General features: G+C 40.3%; 20 protein-coding genes and 1 riboswitch. Of the genes, 7 read left to right on the top strand and 13 right to left on the bottom strand.

Features of this window, described 5'->3' with window-relative positions; translation table 11 throughout:
• Positions 1-116: 116 nt before the first annotated feature.
• Positions 117-222: riboswitch (TPP riboswitch) on the bottom strand.
• A gap of 94 nt (positions 223-316) precedes the next feature.
• Both NQT65_RS12985 and NQT65_RS12990 read right to left on the bottom strand, forming a co-directional pair.
• The gene (locus tag NQT65_RS12985) at positions 317-715 is read right to left on the bottom strand and encodes an META domain-containing protein (protein ID WP_256851330.1); all 399 of its coding nucleotides are present in this window, start codon (positions 713-715) and stop codon (positions 317-319) included.
• Positions 716-1,026: 311 nt separating this feature from the next.
• Entirely contained in the window at positions 1,027-1,431 is a 405-nt protein-coding gene (locus NQT65_RS12990; RefSeq protein ID WP_256851331.1) for an acyl-CoA thioesterase, read from the bottom strand.
• A gap of 83 nt (positions 1,432-1,514) precedes the next feature.
• Here NQT65_RS12990 and NQT65_RS12995 point away from each other — a divergent pair, with 83 nt between their 5' ends.
• Entirely contained in the window at positions 1,515-3,632 is a 2,118-nt protein-coding gene (locus NQT65_RS12995; RefSeq protein WP_256851332.1) for a TonB-dependent receptor, read from the top strand.
• A 207-nt stretch (positions 3,633-3,839) separates the two neighbouring features.
• On the opposite strand, the gene epmA is transcribed toward NQT65_RS12995, so the two are convergent.
• Complete coding sequence (gene epmA / locus NQT65_RS13000) at positions 3,840-4,814, bottom strand: elongation factor P--(R)-beta-lysine ligase (protein WP_256851333.1); 975 nt, start codon at positions 4,812-4,814, stop codon at positions 3,840-3,842.
• Positions 4,815-4,870: 56 nt separating this feature from the next.
• Complete coding sequence (gene efp / locus NQT65_RS13005) at positions 4,871-5,437, bottom strand: elongation factor P (RefSeq protein WP_004587956.1); 567 nt, start codon at positions 5,435-5,437, stop codon at positions 4,871-4,873.
• A gap of 41 nt (positions 5,438-5,478) precedes the next feature.
• On the opposite strand from efp, the gene epmB reads away from it, so the two are divergent.
• A complete protein-coding gene (gene epmB, locus NQT65_RS13010) occupies positions 5,479-6,504 on the top strand; it encodes an EF-P beta-lysylation protein EpmB (RefSeq protein WP_004587955.1) in 1,026 nt (341 codons plus the stop codon).
• Between the two features lie 297 nt (positions 6,505-6,801).
• On the opposite strand, the gene NQT65_RS13015 is transcribed toward epmB, so the two are convergent.
• On the bottom strand, positions 6,802-7,011 hold the full coding sequence (locus tag NQT65_RS13015; protein WP_024031488.1) for a hypothetical protein: 210 nt from the start codon (positions 7,009-7,011) through the stop codon (positions 6,802-6,804).
• Positions 7,012-7,093: 82 nt separating this feature from the next.
• On the opposite strand from NQT65_RS13015, the gene NQT65_RS13020 reads away from it, so the two are divergent.
• The gene (locus NQT65_RS13020) at positions 7,094-7,384 is read left to right on the top strand and encodes a hypothetical protein (RefSeq protein WP_004587953.1); all 291 of its coding nucleotides are present in this window, start codon (positions 7,094-7,096) and stop codon (positions 7,382-7,384) included.
• An 89-nt stretch (positions 7,385-7,473) separates the two neighbouring features.
• On the opposite strand, the gene NQT65_RS13025 is transcribed toward NQT65_RS13020, so the two are convergent.
• Complete coding sequence (locus NQT65_RS13025) at positions 7,474-7,965, bottom strand: DUF3016 domain-containing protein (RefSeq protein WP_256851334.1); 492 nt, start codon at positions 7,963-7,965, stop codon at positions 7,474-7,476.
• Between the two features lie 394 nt (positions 7,966-8,359).
• Positions 8,360-8,851: a DUF3016 domain-containing protein gene (locus NQT65_RS13030; protein ID WP_004587951.1), complete on the bottom strand. Its 492-nt coding sequence runs from the start codon at positions 8,849-8,851 to the stop codon at positions 8,360-8,362.
• 189 nt (positions 8,852-9,040) lie between these two features.
• On the opposite strand from NQT65_RS13030, the gene galE reads away from it, so the two are divergent.
• Positions 9,041-10,057 carry a UDP-glucose 4-epimerase GalE gene (galE, locus tag NQT65_RS13035; protein ID WP_064386952.1) on the top strand — a complete coding sequence of 339 codons (1,017 nt, stop codon included), beginning with the start codon at positions 9,041-9,043 and terminating at the stop codon, positions 10,055-10,057.
• Between the two features lie 324 nt (positions 10,058-10,381).
• Here the strand turns inward: galE and zapE are convergent, their stop codons facing one another.
• Positions 10,382-11,491: a cell division protein ZapE gene (gene zapE / locus NQT65_RS13040; protein WP_256851335.1), complete on the bottom strand. Its 1,110-nt coding sequence runs from the start codon at positions 11,489-11,491 to the stop codon at positions 10,382-10,384.
• A 59-nt stretch (positions 11,492-11,550) separates the two neighbouring features.
• On the opposite strand from zapE, the gene rsuA reads away from it, so the two are divergent.
• On the top strand, positions 11,551-12,249 hold the full coding sequence (gene rsuA / locus NQT65_RS13045) for a 16S rRNA pseudouridine(516) synthase RsuA (protein WP_256851336.1): 699 nt from the start codon (positions 11,551-11,553) through the stop codon (positions 12,247-12,249).
• Positions 12,250-12,348: 99 nt separating this feature from the next.
• Positions 12,349-12,693, top strand: a complete 345-nt coding sequence (locus tag NQT65_RS13050; protein WP_256851337.1) for a four helix bundle protein — start codon at positions 12,349-12,351, stop codon at positions 12,691-12,693.
• A 57-nt stretch (positions 12,694-12,750) separates the two neighbouring features.
• Here NQT65_RS13050 and NQT65_RS13055 read toward each other — a convergent pair whose 3' ends face one another.
• Positions 12,751-13,524: a YggN family protein gene (locus NQT65_RS13055; protein ID WP_064386118.1), complete on the bottom strand. Its 774-nt coding sequence runs from the start codon at positions 13,522-13,524 to the stop codon at positions 12,751-12,753.
• 991 nt (positions 13,525-14,515) lie between these two features.
• On the opposite strand from NQT65_RS13055, the gene NQT65_RS13060 reads away from it, so the two are divergent.
• Positions 14,516-15,967: a capsule assembly Wzi family protein gene (locus NQT65_RS13060; protein WP_256851338.1), complete on the top strand. Its 1,452-nt coding sequence runs from the start codon at positions 14,516-14,518 to the stop codon at positions 15,965-15,967.
• Positions 15,968-16,024: 57 nt separating this feature from the next.
• Here the strand turns inward: NQT65_RS13060 and NQT65_RS13065 are convergent, their stop codons facing one another.
• The 4 genes from NQT65_RS13065 to cysC form a co-directional block, all read right to left on the bottom strand.
• A complete protein-coding gene (locus NQT65_RS13065) occupies positions 16,025-17,191 on the bottom strand; it encodes a nucleotide sugar dehydrogenase (RefSeq protein WP_256851339.1) in 1,167 nt (388 codons plus the stop codon).
• Between the two features lie 253 nt (positions 17,192-17,444).
• Positions 17,445-18,365, bottom strand: a complete 921-nt coding sequence (gene galU, locus NQT65_RS13070) for a UTP--glucose-1-phosphate uridylyltransferase GalU (protein ID WP_256851340.1) — start codon at positions 18,363-18,365, stop codon at positions 17,445-17,447.
• Between the two features lie 562 nt (positions 18,366-18,927).
• Positions 18,928-19,884: a DHHA1 domain-containing protein gene (locus NQT65_RS13075; RefSeq protein WP_256851341.1), complete on the bottom strand. Its 957-nt coding sequence runs from the start codon at positions 19,882-19,884 to the stop codon at positions 18,928-18,930.
• Positions 19,885-19,987: 103 nt separating this feature from the next.
• A complete protein-coding gene (gene cysC, locus NQT65_RS13080) occupies positions 19,988-20,599 on the bottom strand; it encodes an adenylyl-sulfate kinase (RefSeq protein ID WP_256851342.1) in 612 nt (203 codons plus the stop codon).
• Positions 20,600-21,103: the final 504 nt, after the last annotated feature.

Genomic DNA, 21,103 nt, shown 5'->3' on the forward strand with positions numbered 1-21,103 from the left:
TTGTCAGATATTCCATAAGGAATAGAGAAAGATCGTAAAGCAGTGGTTACGCTGCTTTGCGGCCTAAAATGGCTAGTTATTTTGTTGTGCGCATAAAAAAAGACGCACAAGCGTCCCATTTTAGGCAGCTTGTTCCCTACGCAGGTTTTAACCTGATCAGGTTCACGGATCCCGCTTTCGCGATCTCAGCCTTAATTATTTAAGGCACTCCGACAAGTATAATTATGTTCGTTGATTTGCTATTTTTATCAAATCAACGTTGAGTGTACGCCAGTTAAAAATTGCCTGCAAGGGGCAGTTTTAAATACTCATGCCACTACTTTGCAATAAATAAAAAAGTTTGATCGCCCTGCATAACTAACTGTGAGCCTTGCATGGTAAGCGTTGCGCCTTCTCTTAGCGCTTGTAAAAACTGCTGCTCTAGCTCATCAACGTCTGCTCCGCACGACTTACGTGTCATGCCAAGTTTATTAACGCTAATACTGCTGTCTTTAAGCTCGCCTTCACCAAAAAACTTATTACATCCTGCAAACCCGTTTACTTGCAACGCTTCAATAAAGCTCATTGATACACTGTAAGAGGCCGGCACAGCTAAACCATCAACCTTTGATAGTTGCCATTGTGTATACTTTAGCTGCTCAGTGGTCACCGTCCCTGTGGCTGTACAACCAATACATAAACCGATTAAAAGCATCGGTAGTGCTGCTAATTTCATGCTATTTCTAACTAAATATTTAATTACCGTAATAGTAACAATTTTTATGCGGTTTATCCGTTAAAAATGCATGTTTTAAATGTAAATTTTTGTTCTATGATAGTTTAGAGAGTGTTGAACTTTGCAGATTAAAACATGTACACATTATGGTCGCTTTAATCGCTTTGCTTTATTTGTAACTTAGCAGGCTCGATAACAGCACCAGTGCTATCCACTATTTACGATAAACAATCCCACTACCTAGGCGCTGCTTTAAAACAAACTAGGTTAAATTTAATCCCAAAGGTCACAGCCCCTAAAAATTATCCGCGCTAATCTTGGGTGTAATTTTTAAATAAATTATCTATTTCAGGAGGTAAAAAAGGGCGCCCTTTTTCATTAACCGAGGTGCCTATAACTTTGGCTTGTAGCATTACTTTGTTGTCGTGTTTACGCACTAAGGTTTGCTTAAACGCAAACTTTATAGGGCTTATACGCTCAGGTTCAACTGCTATATAAAATTCATCATCTGGTACAAGCGAATGTTTATAATCAACCTCACTGCGTATCACTACTAAGTTAACTTTTTGCTTTGCTAGTAGTGCAAAATCAACCCCATTTGCAAATAAAAACTCATGGCGAGCATGCTCTAAATAATTAAAGTACACACTGTTATTTACAATTCCTTGTAGGTCACATTCGTAATGGCGCACTTTAAAATCAACTTTAAAGGTCATATTAGTAATCCTGATTATTTAACGTATAATCGCTGCGTTATAACACAAGTATTAAAATAATTGCTACCATACGAGTCCCCAAAATGGAGTTAAGTAACCTAATGAACTTACGTTTGTCTTTAATTACTGCGGCGTTATTACCGCTAATTAGTACACCACTTATAGCAAACGCTGATGACAGCGACCTAGAACGAATTGTTGTTACAGGCGACTTTCAACGTGAAAGCATTCAAACATTAAGCGCTAGCGCTAGCCTATTTAGCAAAGATGAAATTAATCAACGTGGTGCAAGTTACTTAGACGAAATGCTAGGTAGTACAGCCAACGTAAACTTTACATCTGGTGCGTCTCGTGGTCGTTATATTCAAATTCGTGGAGTGGGACTTCGTTCACAATTTGTAGATCCAATTAACCCATCGGTTGGCTTAGTTATTGACGGAATTAACTACTCGGGTTTAGGTGGCAGCTCATTATTATTTGATATAGACCAGGTAGAAATTTACCGCGGCCCACAAGGCACTCGCTTTGGTGCAGACGGCATGGCCGGTATGATCCAAATGGAATCAGCTCAGGCAACTGCCGATCCGAGCTTAAAATTACAAGTGGGTATGGGTACTTATAACTCGCGCGAAGCAGGCCTTGCAGCAAGTACTGGATTAACCGACGACACAAGTGCACGCGTAAGCTACTTTCGCAGAAAGTCAGATGGCTACGTAGATAACCTATATTTAAACGACGAAACTCAACAACAAGATGAGCAAGTAGCCCGCTTTAAATTAAACAGCCAACTTACTGAGCATTTAAACACAGAGTTAAACCTGCACTACATAGATATAAACAACGGCTACGATGCGTTCACGCTTGATAACAGCCGTAATAGTGTAGCCGACGAGCCAGGCCAAGATAATCAACAAAGCTACGCCATTGGTATTAATAATACCTACACAGGTTTTGATGCCTTTGATGTAAGCTTAAACCTTTCAGCCATTGATACAGAGCTACTTTACAGCTTTGATGAAGACTGGGTATGTAACGATGCAAGCGAGCCACAATTATGTGCAGCTGGCTTACACCCTTGGGGTTATAGCTCAACCGATGTGTACACGCGTGATCGCGATGATCAGTCGGCTAATTTACAGTTTAATTCTAAAAAAGGTAACTGGGTTGCCGGTGTTTACTATCAAAACCGCGATGTAGATTTAGAGCGCGAATATACTTGGCTTGCAAGCCCATTTGCATCAACCTACGAAACCAGTAACGTAGCAGTTTACGGTCAAGTAGCCACACCTATCGGCCCTAAAACCACACTCATTACCGGTTTACGTGTAGAGCAATACCAAGGGGATTACACCGACAGCAACGGCTTTATTGAAGAGACTGACGACGTAATGGTTGGCGGTAAAATAGCACTTGAATACCAAGTGATTGACCGTACTATGATCTACACCAGTATTACCCGTGGTTATAAAGCTGGCGGTATTAATTCAGAAGCATTAGCAAAAGCTAAAGATGAAGGCTTAAACCTAGATGCTGATTTTTTCCAGCAGCATACAAGCTTTGACCCAGAATACCTTTGGAGCGGCGAGTTTGGCGTTAAGGGGTCATCGCTTGATGATAAATTTACCCTGCGTTTAGCAGCATTTTATATGCACCGCGACAACATACAGCTAAAAGCTTGGCAAGTAGAAGGTCAGCAATTTACAGGCTACGTTGATAACGCAAGCTCTGGTAGCAACTACGGGCTAGAAGTTGAAGGTAGTTACCAACTTACCGAAGACTTATTCTTAACAGGTAGTGCTGGTTACTTAAACACAGAAATTGACGACTTTGTAACGCAATCTGGCTTAAATCAAGACGGTCGTGAGCAAGCGCAATCACCTAAATATCAATACGCATTTAGCGCACGTTACAACTTTACCAATGAGCTGTACGGTATGATTGGTGTTGAAGGTAAGGATGATTACTACTTCTCCGATAGCCATAATTCAAAAGCACCCAGCAGCAATTTAGTAAACCTAAGTTTAGGCTACGAAGCCGACATGTGGGCAGTGCGCGCATGGGCACGTAACGTATTTGACGAAGAATTACCAACCCGCGGCTTTGAGTTTGGTAACGACCCACTTGATGGCTACGCTACACACACCTACGTGCAATTAGGTGAACCAAGAGTAGCCGGTATAACGTTTACGTTAGAGCTGTAAGCTGTAAGCTGTTAGCTGTTAGCTGTTAGCTGTTAGCTGTTAGCTGTTAGCTGTTAGCTGTTAGAAAAAATAAATATTAAGCACCGCGTTTACAATAAACGCGGTGCTTTTTTATTGGTAGGCGTGAAGCTTGCTCACGCAAAAAGAAAAAGCGTAAATAGATTTTATATCAACGTGCCAGCAAGCAAGGCGCCTACAGGACAAGCATCACGCCCTATCTACATCAAACGCGATGACTTCTTTTATTGTATCTTTAGCGGTGGCTAGCATAACTAACCTGTCTACACCCATAGCAACGCCTGCACATTGAGGTAAGCCGTGCTCAAGAGCGGCGATTAAGCGGGAATCTATAGGCACGTGGTTTAACTCATTGGCAGCGCGATAGGCGTTATCTTCATCAAAGCGCTTTGCCTGCTCTGTCGCATTGGTTAACTCATTAAAGCCGTTCGCTAATTCCATATTTTTATAATAAAGCTCAAAGCGCCCTGCTACGCGGTTATCGTGCTCACAAATTTGTGCCAGTGCTGCTTGCGACGCCGGAAAGTGATACACAAAACACGGCTTAGTTTGCCCAATAGTTGGCTCTATTTTCATACAAAATAACAGCTGCAGTAAGGTATCTTTATTGGTTTCGTTTTTGGCTATATCGGCAAAGCCGTGATCGCAGGCAAGTGCTTGTAATTGCGTGAGCGTAGCAGTTAATGGGTCAAGCGCTAACACTTGCTCAAATGCTTGCTGGTAAGTAAGACGCTCTGCAGGCTCTACATTTAAAATGAGCTGCATTAGCTCATCCATTTCATCCATTAATGCAAACTCATCAAACCCAGGGCGATACCACTCAAGCATAGTAAATTCGGGGTTATGATGGCGTCCCGCTTCTTCGTTTCTAAATGCCTTACAAAGCTGAAATATGGGCCCTGAGCCTGCTGCTAGCAAACGCTTCATTGCAAATTCAGGCGATGTTTGTAAATAAAGCGCCAAGCCACCCGCGTGGCCTGGGCCTACAAACTGTGTATTAAAACTTGCTAAATGCACATCGGTTACACTGGCACTGCTTAAGCTCGGTGTTTCTACTTCCATTACATTACGCGTATAAAAAAACTCACGAATGGTTCGCAGTATGGCTGCACGCTGCTTAAGGGTGTTTATGCTTGCACTAGGTGCCCAAGGTGTTGCTGACATATTTTCTCCAAAAAAAATCCCAGCTTAAGCCGGGATTTTATAAACCGTACTCAAGCTTACTTAACACGGCCTACGTATTCACCACTACGGGTGTCTACTTTAATTACTTCACCAATTTGTACGAATAATGGAACACGTACTACCGCACCAGTGCTAAGCGTTGCAGGTTTACCGCCTGTGCCCGCTGTATCGCCTTTAAGACCTGGATCAGTTTCAGTGATCTCAAGCTCAACAAAGTTAGGTGGAGTAACCGCGATTGGGCTACCGTTCCATAATGTAATAGTACATACATCGTTTTCAACTAACCATTTAACGGCATCGCCAAGTGCTTTTTCGTCAGCGGCAATTTGTTCAAATGTTTCGTTGTTCATGAAATGCCAAAACTCACCGTCTGTGTATAGGTACGCTAAGTCGGTATCCATTACATCGGCGCCTTCAACTGATTCACCCGATTTAAAGGTTTTTTCAAGCACCTTACCAGAGATAAGTTTGCGGATACGAACACGGTTAAACGCTTGGCCTTTACCAGGTTTTACCATTTCATTTTCTAAAATACTGCAAGGTTCGCCGTCCATCATAATTTTTAGGCCGCCCTTGAACTCGTTGGTGCTATAATTCGCCATCGTTTCCTCTATTTAATTTTTTTCGAGTAATCTACGTGCCAATGATACAAAGAAATGAAGCAAATTTGCATAAAAACTGGCAAAAAGAATTAGCAAATGTAGTTACCTGCCCAAAAACCTTGCTTGAAATGGTCGGTTTATCGAGCCAAGCCCATGAAAACGACCTAAAAGCCCGCAGTTTATTTCCGGTACGCGTGCCAGTCCCTTTTATAAAAAAAATACGCAAGGGCGATGCAAACGACCCCTTATTGCTACAAGTTATGCCACGCCATCAAGAGTTTTTAACCAAAACAGGTTTTAATAAAGACCCTCTACTTGAGCAAGACAACGAACAGCCTGGGCTTTTACATAAATATAAATCCCGTGTTTTAATTATGTTTAAAACTGGCTGTGCAGTAAATTGCCGTTACTGCTTTAGACGCCACTTTCCGTATCAAGAAAACCAGCTTAATAAAAAAAGCCTGCTTGATGCGCTGAGCTATATAAAATCAGATGCCAACATAAACGAAGTGATTTTAAGTGGTGGCGACCCACTTATGGCCAAAGACGATGCCATTAGCTGGTTTTTAGATGAGCTTGAACAATTACCTCAAATTAAACGCATGCGAATACACAGCCGTTTACCTGTGGTAATACCTGCGCGAATTACCGATGAGCTGTGCGCGAGGCTAAAGCAATCACCGCTAAAAATTATATTTATTAACCATATAAATCATGCCAACGAAATAGACGACGAGTTTAAAGCCGCCATGCAAAAGCTAAAGCAAGCAGGCGTAACGTTATTAAACCAGGCAGTTATTTTAAAAGAGGTGAACGACACCGTTGAGGCACAAATAAATTTAAGTGAGGCGTTATTTGATGCAGACGTACTGCCATACTATTTATATTTGCTAGATAAGGTTGAAGGCGCAAGCCACTTTGATATTAACGAAGAGCAAGCAATAGAAATAATGGCAGAACTATTAAAAGCCCTGCCTGGATTTTTAGTGCCTAAATTAGTAAGAGAAATAGGCGGTCAAAAAAGCAAAACACCTATCGACCTTAAGTTAGGGCGTGTTAACCTTTGATGGTTGAATTTGCAGCAGTATGTTTGGCTTTTAGGCAAGGCTGAGCCCGTGTAGTGTGGTTATTCCCCATAAATAGGCGATAACGCAGCATAAATGCCAAACATGCGCTGCACTTCGGGTTCTTCCTAGGGGCGATGAACTCTTTGTTGCCTACATGGATGTAGGTAAGGGGCGTGAGCAGGACGCGGAAGCTTTACTCGGTTTTTACTTAGCCCACTAGGTTACAAACCTCGCGCCGCGATTTAATCGCCCCTAGATTGAACAAATTTCAATCCGCAAAGGTCAACACGCCCTAGTTTAAACGTATATATTCACATTGTTACCCAGTGTTGCAGTGACCGACTGAGCCGGTGATTGCGCACTTGTTGGCTGGGCAGCACCTTCAATTAGTGCAAGTGCTGCTGCGCCATCTGCTAATTGCTGCTTTTTAGACAAAGCAGCGGTATATACTTCACCACCTTGGCCAGAGCTAGACATAGCGGGTAGATTTCCACCTGATATATTCATCGTTATAAGCCTTAATCAACCTGACATTTAAATGTAATCCAAGTACTATATCGGCAATGCAGTACAAAGCTTTAGGAAAACCATGGATTCTATAATTGAACAACTCAACGCTAACTTAAAAATTGTTTATCGCCAAGCACTTGATGCCGACAAAAAACTAGATGAGCTACAGCAACAAGGCCACGGTAAATTTAAAGCCTTGTTCCCAGCTGATGCCGGATTTAGTTTTGAAGCTAAACGCTTTAAGCCATACGTACTTGATGTAGCAGCCGATGTAGAAAGCTTAAGCACAGATGGTTTTGATGAAGAAAAGCTTAAAACAACGGTTATTAAGCTACAACAGTTACTTACCCTGCTCGCTACGTTTAAGTAGCTAAAAATTAAAGTTTAATTTAGTAAACATCAAATACAAAAAATGCCGATAATGTTTATCGGCATTTTTTATTTATTTTGTAACTGTATTTAACTTATATTAGATAAAACTTTTGAATGAAACCAGTTAGTTACTAAGCGTTTTTCATAATAAAATGATCTAGAGGTTGAGCGCTTAATTTTATCTAAATAGCCTCTATCTTTCAATAACACTTCTGTGGCGTGGTTCACAACTTCACCCTGCGGATTAGTTACCGTGTAAGACAGCTTAATTTGTGGGTAATGCAATGGTTGAATTACTCTTATTTTTTTAGCGCCAGAAAACTCAATAGCACCTGCTAAATCAAGATCTGCAACCTCTACATTTAATTTATATCCACTTGGTAATTTTTCAGCTAACTTCGCAAAATGCTTTTCAAAGTTAATAGTAATTTGCTTTTCAAAAGAAGTTGGTGATTGATTTGCTGCACGCACATCGCGGTAATTGTCAAAATCTTGCCATCTAACTGCAGACTCACCAGCTTGTGCAATACCAATAGAACTTAAACCCATTACTAACGTTAGTAATTTTAAACTTTTCATAATCTTCTCCATGTGAACTATCAAAAGTCAACGCAAGTACAACACATTCAATTTAAAACAATAAACCAGAACACTTACACTGATGACATTAGTTCAAATTAGCAGCAAAAATTTTTAATGTAAAGTTAGGTACATCCCTATATTGATAAAACACAATCAAAAAGTAATTTAATCACTTAATTGCCAGCTTGAAATGCAAAAGCTAATAACTCTCTTAGTAAGCATAATTAAAATGATAAAAAGCCTACTTATATTTAAGCTCCGCTTGATAAAACTAATTTTAATAAGGAAAACTATAAATCGCTTTTTTTAGTCTGCAATAGTTGCTTACTTTAGCCGCTACCTTTAAGTCATCTTGATTTTGTAACTTGCCATTGTTGGTGGCAAGTTTAATTTAATCAATGCTTGCTAAAATTTGCTCGCCAAACCATTCGGTTATTAAGCGTTTTTCATAAAAAAACGGCTCGTCGCGACCCATTTTAATTTTATCCATAAAGCCCATGTCTTTAAGCTCTACATCGTCCTCTTCACTCACTACGCTCCCTTTATTATCGCTTAGCGAGTAATTGAGCTTAATGCGCGGAAAATAAATAGGTTTTACTACGCGTATTTCATCCATGCCGCCATAGCGTACATCCCCTGCTAAATCGATATCGGTTATTTCTAAATTTAGCTTGTAGCCTTTTGGCAATTGCTCGGCCAGTTTAGAAAAATGTTTTTCGAACTGAGTAGCAATTTGTTTGTGGTACGACGCTTTACCCTGGCTAGAAGCGCGCACATCGCGGTAGTCTTTAAAATCTTGCCACTTAACTACAGATTCTCCAGCGTGTGCAAATGCAGGTAATGTAATACACATTGCCATAGCGATTGTTTTAACTGAATTCATAGCATTCTCCAAAGGGGCAGTACTAATTATTTAGACTTAGCCCAGTAATAGACCATACAAGTTTAACACTAGTTTATTAACCATTACTTAATTAACCTATTTTAATACGCTTTTAAAATAAAGCATGTAAATAGTAAGAATATATGATGAAATTAAGATAATTGGAAAAAAGGTATCCACGGAGCATTCATGGCAATTTTAGTAACAGGCGGCGCAGGCTACATAGGCTCACACACCGTTTTAGAACTTTTACAGCAAGGCAGCGAAGTTGTTGTTGTTGATAATTTAAGTAACGCATCAAAAGAGTCGCTTGCACGCGTAAAGCAAATCACAGGCAAAGAAGCCACGTTTTACCAAGGCGACATTCTTGATAAAGTGTTTTTAGATGCCATTTTTACAAGGCATACCATAGAGAGCGTTATTCATTTTGCAGGCTTAAAGTCAGTGGGTGAGTCGGTAGCTAAACCTGTTGAGTACTATCAAACAAACGTACAAGGTACGCTTACACTTGTAGATGCCATGCGTGATGCAGGCGTATTTAAATTAGTATTTAGCTCATCAGCCACAGTTTACGGCGACCCTGCAAGCTTACCGATTAAAGAAGACTTCCCGGTAGGTGGCACAACTAATCCGTACGGCACATCAAAACTGATGGTTGAGATGATGCTGCAAGATATTGCTAAATCAGATGAGCGTTTTGCATTTGCTATTTTACGCTACTTTAACCCAGTGGGCGCACATGAGTCAGGCTTAATTGGCGAAGATCCAAATGGTATTCCTAATAACTTATTACCATTTATTGCCCAAGTTGCAGTAGGTAAATTAAAGCAGCTTGCTGTATTTGGTGATGACTACGACACCGTTGATGGCACTGGTGTGCGCGACTATATTCACGTTGTAGATTTAGCGATGGGGCACTTAAAAGCGCTTGATAAAATTGCCAACAATACCGGCGCACTTGTATATAATCTTGGCACAGGCAATGGTTACTCTGTACTGCAAATGGTTAACGCCTTTATAAAAGCCAGCGGCCAAGACGTTCCTTATCAAGTATCGCCTCGTCGCCCTGGCGATATTGCTGCATGTTACGCCGCGCCAGAAAAAGCACTTAATGAGCTAGGCTGGGAAGCGGTGCGTGGAATAGATGCCATGATGGAAGACACATGGCGTTGGCAGTCAAATAACCCTAATGGTTATAAAAGTTAATTAAAAAATAATTTATAAATTTTGCCTGTTTCACAAGCAGGCAAATCACCTATATATAAATTTACTACCGCGCTAATTTTTTAATGGAGACGTAGAGCTTGCTCACGTAGAAGCGAAGCTTCTCATAGCTTTATCAAAGGGGTTTAACACAACGTAAAAGCGCTGCTTTTAAACGCCAGCAAGCTGCGCGCCTACAAGAGCCACTGCACCTGTGTTATTTTAGTCGTAGGCGTGAAGCTTGCCCACGCACAAAGTTGAAATACCAGTATTTTTATACCAACGCGCAAGCAAAGCGCCTATAAATAAACTTAGCGTCAGCGCTAATTACCAATTTTGCATTTCGACAATACGCGACTGCGTTCGCGCATATTCAAAGCTCAGCTTTTGCCCCTGATACAAAGACTCAACGTGCGCGTGGGCGTTTATAACTAATAACTTGTGGCAATCGTAAAACTCGTCCACCAATGCAATAAAGCGCCGCGCTTCGTCATCTAAATAATGCTCATTTAGGGTTTGTTTTTCGCGTTGACAACTGTCTTCAATACCATGCACTATTACTTTACCTGTTGCGCCTACACCCATTTTTGGCACATTTTCTATATATAAAATATCAAACTGCTTGGCTAAAAACATATAATCGTAAGCGCTACGCGCTCCTGAGCAAAGCGCCATAAAATCGATCATTAATGCATTATCTGCGGTTAATAAACACGGTAAGCTGCGGGAGTGCACCTGTAAAATTTGGTTTTCCTTTGCTTGTGGATACTGAGATAAAAACTGCTTTTTAAACTCGCTTATAGGTAAATTAATAAAATAATGGCGGCTATTTTTACCATACCTAAAGCGATGGTCATCCTGCCCTTCAACACTAATAACATGGCAATAATTTTTAATTAAATCGATTGTGGGTAAAAACCGCGCGCGTTGCAGGCCATTGCGATAAAGCTGCTCAGGTTTTGCGTTAGAAGTTGCCACCAGCACTACCCCACTATCAAACAAGGCATTAAATAACCTCGCCATAATCATCGCATCGCCAATATCGCTAACAAAAAACTCATCAAAACACAGCACTTTAATATCTTTCGCCCATTGTTTAGCAATTAACGTGAGGGGGTTTTTATGACCTTGCAGCTGGGCAAGTTGCGTGTGTATTTGCGCCATAAAGTGATGAAAATGCAGCCGCTGCTTACGCTCAGTGGGTAAGTTTTTATAAAATAAATCCATTAACATGGATTTACCCCGCCCCACCGGCCCATACAAATAAACGCCTTTAATTAACGGCGCTTTTTTCCACCAAGGTGTTTTTGTGTGTAACTGTATACTCAGGTTATTTAACGCATTTACCGCATTTTGCTGAGCGCTATCAACACACAGTTCACCCGCATCTATTTTTGCTTGGTAAAGCCTTAAAATTTGTGGGCAGTTTACTGACATGGGGTTTCACTATCGGCTATAATCGCCGCCATTGTAGCCGACTAAAAATGTGAACCAAAATGAAATTCCCTTGCCGCTTAGATAAATTTATTAGCCACCTAGCCGAGCTACCACGCTCAAAAGCTCGCGCGGGTATTAAACGCCAAGAAGTGCAAGTAAATGGGGAAGTTGTTAGCGCGTTCGATTTTCAAGTAACCCAGCAAGATGAAGTAACATTTGCTGGTGAGCCTATGGTATTTTTAGGTAAACGCTACTTTATGCTACACAAACCTGTAGGCTACGTGTGTGCCAATGTAGATGAACTACACCCCACCGTATTTGATTTGCTCGATGAGCCAAATATGGCCGACTTTCATGTAGCGGGTCGCCTTGATATAGACACCACCGGCTTAGTACTTATTACTAACGATGGCGATTGGTCGCACCGTATTACCTCGCCAAAGCACAACAAATTAAAAACCTACTTAGTAGAAACACAAGAGCCTATAACCGAAGAAGCATTAGAGCAACTACGCAGCGGCGTACAACTTCACAACGAAAAAGATCTTACCCGTCCAGCTAAAGCAGAAGCACTTGCCACCTACAGCTTACGTTTATCAATCAGCGAAGGTAAATACCACCAAGTTAAACGCATGTTAGCCGCGGTAGGTAACAAAGTGGTAGAACTACACCGCGAGCAAATAGGTAATATTATACTGGACGAAAACTTAGCAAGTGGAGAGTATAGGGAGTTAAAAGAGGGAGAGGTTATCCTTTAAAGCTTTTAGCTTTTAGCTTTTAGCTTTTAGCAAAGTTAACACTCTTGCTTAGTTGTACTACCCTTTCTTTATTAGAATTGATAATAAATAGAGGGTGAAATGAATTTTGAAAATTTAGAAGTATGGAAACGTTCTGCACGATTAAGCGCAGATATTTATAAGGCAACTGCAACCCTCAAGGACTATGGTTTTAGGGATCAGCTAACACGCTCGGGGCTCTCCGTGCCAAGCAATATAGCAGAAGGAATGTCCAGAGAGAGTAATAAAGAGAAAAGGCGTTTTCTAGATATTGCAAGAGCTTCCTTGGCCGAAGCAAGAACACAAATATATATTTGCATTGATATTAAATATATAAATAACATCGACGGCAAGGAGTGGCTTAAAGAAACAAACGAACTATCAGCCATGATCCAATGCCTCAAGCTAAAAATCCCACAGAACTAACACTTATAGCTAATAACTAACAGCTTATAGCTTATAGCTAATAACTCCCCACTTTCCTTACGATTTTATCTGCACTAAATCAAAGTCAGCCATGCCTGGGACAATCGCTTGCAAGCGTGATTCGGTCACATCGAGTGCGTTTAAACATTCACAGTATTCAGAGGCTTTAAGCTCAAGTTGCTGAGCCTTTTTTTGCAGGGATTTATCTATTTCTTTAGAGATAATATCCATACGTTGGCCCATGTCGTTAATACGGTCTTCAATATTACCTTCGCGTGATTTAAACGCATCACCAAGCGACATTAAAATAGCCCCTAACGAACCATGTACGGCAGAGTGTATTTGCTGGCTAATTTCTTTAGTGAAAAAATCATCTATTTGCGAGAGCGACTGTGGCGCGATAAAAAAGAAGTCATCACCGCGCTTAAATTTGTCCATAAGCGCACGCTCTACGTACTGGAGCTGGGTTTTTAGCACCTCTGGCTCTTTGTCAGACATCCCCTCGACTACATGTTCAATGGCGCTTAAACCTAAGTTAACACCATCGGTAGCCAAATTAACAAGCTCCGGCACCGTATGGCGAATACCATGGCTAAATTGCTCAAGCACTTTGCTTTCTTCAGTGCTTAAATCAACCCAGTAACCTCGAATAAAAAGCTGGCTATTATTATTAATTTGTACGCGCGTTTGGCCTTTATCAAGAATACGTATAACGTCGTCGGTAATTATTAAGCCATGACTAAGCTCAACATCACACTGTGACTGAGCTAAAACTGCAGAGCTTGAAAGTGCTAAACACAACGCCAATATCGAACGAGATAACAACGCCATATACACCTCAACAAGCTAAAAAAGGAAGGCAAGTAGGTTAACAAAAAACCAACTTTATGCAAGAAAAATAGCTGTAAGCTGTAAGCTGTAAGCTGTAAGCTGTAAGCTGTAAGCCAAAATAAATTATTAAGCACTGTGTTTACAATAAACGCAGTGCTTTTTTATTAGTAGGCGTGAAGCTTGCTCACGCAAAAAAATAAAACACCTCTATTTTAACCACGCGCCAGCAAGCAAGGCGCCTACAACACTCCCCTCTAAAGCGCAGCGTCTCTTGACCTCTTTGTGAATAAATTACTTAATATTTTGCACAAGAGAAGTAACTGAGAAGCAAATGAGAAAACATACAAGTAGCAGCGAGTTTACCTCGCGTCTGGACTTATTGTTTTAACTTGGCATAAAGCCTACGTCCGTCAGCAAGCAAGGCGCCTACAACGTTACCCTCTAAAGCGCAGCGTCTCTTAACCTCTTTGTGAATAAATCACTTAATATTTTGCACAAAGAGAAGTAAAAGAGGAAAAAATGAGAAAACATACAAGTAGCAGCGAGTTTACCTCGCGTCAGACATTTTGCATTAATAAATATACATAGAATAATTACAAAACGCGCCAGCAAGCAAGGCGCCTACAACGTTACCCTCTAAAGCGCAGCGTCTCTTAACCTCTTTGTGAATAAATCACTTAATATTTTGCACAAAGAGAAGTAAAAGAGGAGTAAATAAGAAAACATACAAGTAGCAGCGAGTTTACCTCGCGTCAGACACTTTGCATTAATAAATATACATAGAATAATTACAAAACGCGCCAGCAAGCTGGGCGCCTGCAAAATAAAACTTAACCTCAAAGCTCATTTGGGCTAAAAATGTAGATCTTACCCATACTAAATAACGACTAATCTACGCGGGTTTGAGTCTTTTTCTTTCTTACTTAGTTATTTATTGCTAACCTCGCATTAACGTTTTTTACTTAAACAATTTTTTGCTAACGGAATAATTATGCTAAAAAAAATAACGCTACTTGTCGGGATGGCAATCAGTGCAAATGTAATGGCTAAAGGCGGAGTTTCACCTTATTTACCTTTAAATCAAGTTCCCGAACTTGAGCATAATATTCAACGCCTTTTAGCTGTAAGTAAAAACACCCACTTAATGAGTAAGCCCTATAAAGCTCACGATATTTACAACGTACTGCAAAAAATTAGATTCACACACCCTAATCTATACCACACACTTACTTACCAAATAAATCCGTACATTCAAACAGGGGCGCTTACTTTTGTTAAAGGCACAGCATCTGTAGGAACAAACAATAAAAACTTGCCTAATCAACGAGGGCAGACCACAAAAACAAATTTAATTATCGAAGGTGGCGCTAATTTAAGTTTGGGCGACTACTTCGGTGCAAGCGCCGTAGGGATTATAAATGAAGATGGAATTATCCCAACCCAAAGCATTGTTTATATGGGGTTTAAATACGCTCAGCTAGATATTGGCTACCGCGAACACTGGTACTCTCCTTTTAACAGTAGCGCTATGTTACTAAGCACCCAAGCCGAAACAACCCCATCTATAACTTTAAGTAATGTCGAGCCAATTACAGATTTTAAGATACGCTACGACATGTTCATTAGCCAAATGACAGAGCAAAGAGGGATTTTAAAAAACCAAAGGGTCGAAAATCCCGAGGACCGAGAGTACGAGCCTGGTAAACCTTACTTATTTGGCTTACACACCAGCTTTTCTGTCACAGACAATTTAACGATAAGTTTAAGCCGCCTAATGCAGTTTGGCGGAGGCCCGCGAAGCGTAACTTTAAAAGATTTCGCCGAGGGTTTTTTCAGCCCTGGTAGTAAAGATAATGTAGGCGAAGACGATACTGACGACGCTAACTTTGAATTAGGTGACCAATTGGGTGCAGTCGCTTTTAGCTATTCAAATACATTAAATAACCTAGCCTACGAACTTTATGCAGAGGTAGCCCTTGAAGATACTTTAGGTGGCGGTGGCGGCGGCAGAAATAACGCTTACAGCTTCGGCCTATTTATTCCATTTATTAATAAAAATCATAGCATTCGATTTGAGCATAGTAATTGGCAAGCGCTTTGGTACGCAAATGGTATATACCTAGATGGCAATAGAAATCATGGGAATGTAATAGGCCATTGGGCTGGAGATGAACATGAATACGAAGATTACGTAGCAGCAAAAGCAATAAGCTTAGATTGGAATTGGCAATTAAATCGAAAAGAGTATTTACAAACTACCTTTCGCGGCTTAAAAAACGCAGGCGACAACTACAAAACAAGTTATGAAATGCAAATTTCTTATAATAGTAAGCTAAACAGGCCTATGTGGGGCGCTAAAAGCTGGGGTGTTGAATTATATACTGGTAAAGATGTATATGGGGACGCATTTTCAAAATTAGCATTTACGGCTAGCTTTAACTAATTAAAAAGCCTACACCGTTTTTAAACGCTGTAGGCGACGCTTTTTAAACGTTACTTATTAATCACTACCAAATAAGTCACGTGTATACACTTTATCTGCAATGTCGCTAAGCTCCTCAACCATACGGTTAGAAACCACTACATCAGATATCTGCTTAAACTCGTTTAAGTCTTTTATTACGCGTGAGTGGTAAAACTCATTTTCTTCAAGCACAGGTTCAAATACAACAACCTCAATACCTTTGGCTTTAATACGCTTCATAATGCCTTGAATAGCAGAGGCTCTAAAGTTATCAGACCCTGTTTTCATTACTAAACGGTAAACACCTACAATTTTAGGGCTACGTTTAATAATTGAGTCGGCAATAAAGTCTTTACGTGTTGTATTGGCATCTACAATTGCGCCAATAATATTGTTTGGCACATTTTGGTAATTAGCACGTAGCTGCTTGGTATCTTTTGGTAAACAGTAGCCACCGTAACCAAACGATGGGTTGTTGTAATGGTTACCAATACGAGGGTCTAACCCTACACCTTGTATAATTTGCTTAGAGTTTAAGCCATGTGCTTCTGCGTAGCTATCTAGCTCATTAAAATAAGCAACTCGCATAGCAAGGTAAGTGTTAGAAAATAACTTAATCGCTTCAGCTTCTGTTGAGTCAGTAAATAGCACTTCAACATCTTGCTTAATTGCACCTTGCTTAAGTAAGTTAGCAAAAATAGTTGCGCGCTCGCTTTGCTCACCTACAACAATACGTGACGGGTGTAAGTTATCGTAAAGCGCTTTGCCTTCACGTAAAAATTCAGGAGAGAATATTAAGTTTTCAGCATTAAGTTGCTGCTTAATATCAGCCGTAAAGCCTACCGGAATAGTCGACTTAATCACCATAACCGCATTAGGGTTATGCGACATTGTGTCTTTAATTACGGCTTCAACAGAGCTAGTATTAAAGTAGTTGTTTTCAACATCGTAGTCAGTGGGTGTAGCTATAATTACGTAATCAGCGTCTTTATAAGCGGCTACCTTGTCAGTAGTGGCTGTAAAATTTAAGTCATCACGCGTTAAAAACTCACTAATTTCTGTATCAACAATTGGTGACTGCTTATCGTTTAAAAGAGCTATTTTTTTCTCGTCAATATCAAGTGCAACCACTTCGTTATGTTGCGACAAAAGCATAGCGTTTGAAAGGCCTACATAGCCTGTACCTACCACGGCAATTTTCATGTTATTCCCTTAATGTTTTCATTGGTAATTAATAAGTATAATTTTATCAGAATTGCACAATATCAGCTATTAAAACGATACAAGGTTAGCGGCAAAAGTAAAGCATCAAACACTTATAGCCAATAAACAAATTCACAATAAATGCATTTTCATGTACTTCATTTGTATAACAAATAAAAAACGCGGCATTAAGCCGCGTGCGTTTAATTTTTACAATGCAATTAATTCAAGTTGAACCAATAAGCATTATTACTTATAAGTTTACAACATTGTCAGATTGCAAATTCGACTCATCGTTAACCAGTGTAGTTAAGTACTGTCCAAAATCGTCGCCAAGCTTAGTATCACGCATGCCGTATTCAACAGTCGCTTTTAAGTAACCTAGCTTATCGCCACAGTCGTGCGAGCGGCCACTCATATGAAATGCTTCAACGGTTTCTTGAGTCATTAACGCATCAATAGAGTCTGTTAACTGTATTTCACCACCAGCGCCTACTGGCGTTTTGGCAAGTAGCGGCCAAATATTCTTACTCAGTACATAACGGCCAACAACAGCAAGGTTTGATGGTGCTTTATCGGCATCTGGTTTTTCAACCATTGTTTTAATTGCCGCACTGTTACCTGGCGTTAACTGCACGCCGTTAATATCAGCAATACCGTATTTGCTTACATCATCTTGTGCTACTGGTTCTAGCATAATTTGGCTTGCTTTAGTCTCGTTAAAGCGTTTGATCATCGCGGCTAGGTTTTCAGTTTTTTGATCGGCCGTATAAGCATCAAGTATTACATCAGGGAGTAATACTATAAAGTCGTCATCGCCCACTATTGGCTTTGCACACAAAATAGCGTGCCCTAGGCCTTTAGCTTCACCTTGGCGTACACTCATTACCGTTACATCAGCAGGGCAAATAGAGCGTACTTCTTCAAGTAACGCACGCTTAACACGCTTTTCTAAAGTTGCTTCAAGCTCGTAGCTGGTGTCAAAGTGGTTTTCTATGGCGTTTTTAGAGCTATGCGTTACAAGCACAATGTCTTTAATACCAGCAGCTACACACTCACTCACTATGTATTGAATAAGTGGTTTATCTACAATCGGTAGCATTTCTTTAGGGATTGCTTTGGTCATAGGTAACATGCGTGTGCCAAGACCGGCAACAGGAATAACAGCTTTCATGGGTAGTCCTTTAATTTGAAATAAAAATTTATACGTTGATCTTAACTTAGCAACCTTAAAGTAGATACAACCTGAATATATTTAATAATGCGCTAATTTTGACTGCAGACGTAGAGCTTGCTTACGTAAATTTTAAAAACTAAGTGCCATTAAAAATATACACACTCACAAAAAACGCGGCATAAAGCCGCTGCTACAACACCCCGTTTTAGTTAACAAATCACTTAATATTTTGCACAAATAGAAGTGAAATAAGAGTAAATGAAAAGACATAAAACAAGCCCTTATTTTAAGCTTATTGCTTCTTCTAAAGCGCAGCGCCCTCTTGGCCTCTTTGTGAAGTAAATGAGATAAAAAATAATTTATAAGTTTAACTTGTGCCGCCAACAAGCAAACTCAACCATCGAGCCAATCTTCAGCTGTAGACGTAGAACTTACTCACGTTAGAAGCAAAGCTTATCGCGTTTTTAAAATATAATAACCACTGTAAAAGCGCGGCTTTTAAAAGCCAGTAAGCTGCACGTCTACAATAAAACTTAATATAGTTCAGCTCTTGGCCTAACTATATGTAATATTCTACTAACTCTTTGATAAAGTGTTCTACTTGCGCTTTAGGTAACTCATTAATGCCAGCAGCGGCAGCACGACCACCGCCCGTATCAAACTTACTACATATATCAACAGCGCCTTGCTTGTTAGTTAGGGGGGCTCTAACGCTCACTAAGTAACTGCCTTTGTTATTAAACGTAAATACTGCATGGGCTTTATTTGGTGACTGATTAGCAAGGTCATTACCTAAAACGCCGCTTACTCGGCGAGCCCAAGCGGCATCCTCTAATAAAATTACTTTAGCTGTATCGCAATCATGAAGTATTTGCGCATTAGCGGCTTTTTCCATATCAGCTTTATAAGCTTGCTCAAGAGTATAATAAACTGAGCTTTTATCGTTAATTGCATCAAAAGGCGACTTATACTGCAAAAGCAGCTCGAATAACTCTTCTGGAGCAAAGTGTAAATCAGCCACTTCACTTCCGTAGCCGTTATAATTTATGTAAGTACCAAATGCTTTCAACTGTGACTTTTGAAGCTCGGTTAATCCAAGCTTATCGGCCTCGCTATCAGCCTTAGCAAATAAGTTATCACCATAGGCTGCAGTAATTGCCCATAAATGAAATTGTTTATCTATTAAATCACTGACAATTAAACTGGTACACATATTCGCATCTAAATCTATGTGTGCAAATAAATTAGCATGATTAGGTATATCGCCAGCTTTATGGTGATCTACATACATAACACGCGCCCCAACACACAAAGCATCGTGAAGAGCCGGCATATTTTTTTCCATCGAAATATCCAATACCCTAATACAGTCCCCTTCTTGCGGAGTGATTTTTTGCATTAATTGAATATCGCGTTTAACACCCGTTACCTTTATGGTATCTGTCGGGTTTGCTAATTGCAGCTGTAATAAGGCAATAATGCCGTCGGCATCACCATTAAAAATGTCGTATTTCATAATATTCTCAAATACATAAACAAAAAAAGATGCCAATATAACTAAAGGGCACGTAAAAACCGCAGCTTATTGCCACTAACTCGCTTTCCTTAGTTGGTAACTTTTAGCTATTAGCATTTACAATCTTGTTATTAATTAAATAATCTACAATTTGATCAGCGCACTGCTCAATGGTTTGCTCGGCCGTTTTAACATGTATATCAGGTTTTTCAGGCACATCAAATGCTGAACTAATCCCTGTAAAGTTTGGTATTTCGCCTGCGCGCGCTTTTTTATATAAGCCCTTTGGATCGCGGCTTTCGCAAACAGCAAGCGGTGTATCTATGAACACTTCTACAAATTCACCTTCATTTACTATACTTCGAGCCTGAGCGCGATCAGCTTTAAATGGCGAAATAAACGCAGTAGATACAATAAGGCCCGCATCAACAAATAGCTTAGCAACTTCACTTATGCGGCGAATATTTTCAATACGGTCTTCGTCACTAAATGTGAGCCCTTTGTTCAAACCCATACGCACGTTATCGCCATCAAGCAAATAAGTATGGCAGCCTAACGAAAATAGCTTTGCTTCAACAGCATTTGCCACTGTAGATTTTCCTGAACCACTTAAGCCAGTATACCAAAGTAATACAGGCTTATGACCTTTGTGTTGCTGCTTTTTATCTCGCGACACGGTTTGTGCGTGCCATACTATGTTTTCATCTTGGCTCATTAAAGCACCTTTATTTTAAATTATTTAAAGCCTGAAACTTATAACGCTCTATATTATATTGTTTAGAGCTTGCTCACGTTAGAAGCAAAGCTTCTCATGGCTTTAAAATGTAATAACCAATGTAAAAGCGCGGCTTTTAAACGCCAGCAAGCTGCGCGTCTACAATTAAATTTAACCACCGCGCCAATTTTCGCCGTAGGCGTGAAGCTTGCTCACGCAAGAAATTGAATCATCTGCACTTTTATATCAACGCGCCAGCAAGCAAGGCGCCTACAAGTAATTTAACACCGTGCCGCCCGTTGCCCGCGGCCCATCGCTATCACCCGCAGGCGTGAAGCTTGCTCACGCAAGAAATTGAAACATCTACACTTTTATACCAACGCGCCAGCAAGCAAGGCGCCTACAAGTAAATTTAACCATCACGCCAATTTTCGCCGTAGGCGTGAAGCTTGCTCACGCAAGAAATCGAAACATCGACACTTTTATATCAACGCGCCAGCAAGC

This window comes from Pseudoalteromonas agarivorans, assembly GCF_024518735.1.
GTDB lineage: Bacteria > Pseudomonadota > Gammaproteobacteria > Enterobacterales > Alteromonadaceae > Pseudoalteromonas > Pseudoalteromonas atlantica.

Coding starts and splice junctions, on each gene's coding strand:
- NQT65_RS12990 (WP_256851331.1), bottom strand. CDS start 1,431: ATGACCTTTAAAGTTGATTTTAAAGTGCGCCATTACGAATGTGACCTA.
- efp (WP_004587956.1), bottom strand. CDS start 5,437: ATGGCGAATTATAGCACCAACGAGTTCAAGGGCGGCCTAAAAATTATG.
- epmA (WP_256851333.1), bottom strand. CDS start 4,814: ATGTCAGCAACACCTTGGGCACCTAGTGCAAGCATAAACACCCTTAAG.
- galE (WP_064386952.1), top strand. CDS start 9,041: ATGGCAATTTTAGTAACAGGCGGCGCAGGCTACATAGGCTCACACACC.
- NQT65_RS13025 (WP_256851334.1), bottom strand. CDS start 7,965: ATGAAAAGTTTAAAATTACTAACGTTAGTAATGGGTTTAAGTTCTATT.
- NQT65_RS13060 (WP_256851338.1), top strand. CDS start 14,516: ATGCTAAAAAAAATAACGCTACTTGTCGGGATGGCAATCAGTGCAAAT.
- rsuA (WP_256851336.1), top strand. CDS start 11,551: ATGAAATTCCCTTGCCGCTTAGATAAATTTATTAGCCACCTAGCCGAG.
- epmB (WP_004587955.1), top strand. CDS start 5,479: ATGATACAAAGAAATGAAGCAAATTTGCATAAAAACTGGCAAAAAGAA.
- galU (WP_256851340.1), bottom strand. CDS start 18,365: ATGAAAGCTGTTATTCCTGTTGCCGGTCTTGGCACACGCATGTTACCT.
- NQT65_RS13065 (WP_256851339.1), bottom strand. CDS start 17,191: ATGAAAATTGCCGTGGTAGGTACAGGCTATGTAGGCCTTTCAAACGCT.
- NQT65_RS13020 (WP_004587953.1), top strand. CDS start 7,094: ATGGATTCTATAATTGAACAACTCAACGCTAACTTAAAAATTGTTTAT.
- NQT65_RS13030 (WP_004587951.1), bottom strand. CDS start 8,851: ATGAATTCAGTTAAAACAATCGCTATGGCAATGTGTATTACATTACCT.
- NQT65_RS12985 (WP_256851330.1), bottom strand. CDS start 715: ATGAAATTAGCAGCACTACCGATGCTTTTAATCGGTTTATGTATTGGT.
- NQT65_RS13015 (WP_024031488.1), bottom strand. CDS start 7,011: ATGAATATATCAGGTGGAAATCTACCCGCTATGTCTAGCTCTGGCCAA.
- zapE (WP_256851335.1), bottom strand. CDS start 11,491: ATGTCAGTAAACTGCCCACAAATTTTAAGGCTTTACCAAGCAAAAATA.
- NQT65_RS13075 (WP_256851341.1), bottom strand. CDS start 19,884: ATGAAATACGACATTTTTAATGGTGATGCCGACGGCATTATTGCCTTA.
- NQT65_RS13050 (WP_256851337.1), top strand. CDS start 12,349: ATGAATTTTGAAAATTTAGAAGTATGGAAACGTTCTGCACGATTAAGC.
- NQT65_RS12995 (WP_256851332.1), top strand. CDS start 1,515: ATGGAGTTAAGTAACCTAATGAACTTACGTTTGTCTTTAATTACTGCG.
- NQT65_RS13055 (WP_064386118.1), bottom strand. CDS start 13,524: ATGGCGTTGTTATCTCGTTCGATATTGGCGTTGTGTTTAGCACTTTCA.
- cysC (WP_256851342.1), bottom strand. CDS start 20,599: ATGAGCCAAGATGAAAACATAGTATGGCACGCACAAACCGTGTCGCGA.